Genomic DNA, 750 nt, shown 5'->3' with positions numbered 1-750 from the left:
GAGCTTGAAGAAGGCGGCGGCCGTCAAATCGAGCAACGTGGCCAAGGGGAGCTTCAAAGTGTCGGCGGAAGTTAAACAGACCGAAGATGACAGATGGAAGGGTTTGATCGAGGACGCGTCGGACGACCAGCAGGACATCACCAGAGGGAAGGGTCTGGTCGACCCTCTCTTCCAAGCCCCCACCGGCATGGGCACCCACGACGCCGTCCTCAGCTCCTACGAGTACCTCAGCCAGGGCCTCCGCGAGTACGACATGGACAACAAGCTAGACGGGTTCTACATCGCCCCCGCCTTCATGGACAAGCTGGTCGTCCACCTGGCGAAGAACTTCATGACACTGCCCAACATCAAGATCCCTCTCATCCTGGGTGTCTGGGGAGGGAAGGGGCAGGGGAAGTCCTTCCAGTGCGAGCTCGTGTTCAGGAAGCTGGGGATCAACCCCATCATGATGAGCGCCGGAGAGCTGGAGAGCGGCAACGCCGGAGAGCCCGCCAAGCTCATCAGGCAGCGCTACAGGGAGGCCGCCGACATCATCAAGAAGGGGAAGATGTGCTGCCTCTTCATCAACGATCTGGACGCGGGTGCAGGTCGCATGGGCGGCACCACCCAGTACACGGTGAACAACCAGATGGTGAACGCCACGCTGATGAACATCGCCGACAACCCCACCAACGTCCAGCTCCCCGGCATGTACAACAAGCAGGAGAACGCCCGCGTCCCCATCATCGTCACCGGTAACGACTTCTCCAC

At 60.5% G+C, this 750-nt stretch carries 1 protein-coding gene; it reads left to right on the top strand.

Annotation, left to right across the window (positions count from 1 at the left end; translation table 11 throughout):
- A partial coding sequence (locus tag GFJ41_RS20935; RefSeq protein ID WP_206001598.1) for an AAA family ATPase occupies positions 1–750 on the top strand: 750 nt, incomplete at both ends.

Source organism: Paraclostridium dentum, from assembly GCF_012922555.1.
Classification (GTDB): Bacteria; Bacillota; Clostridia; order Peptostreptococcales; family Peptostreptococcaceae; genus Paraclostridium; species Paraclostridium dentum.
This window is presented reverse-complemented; position numbering and strand designations above follow the sequence as displayed.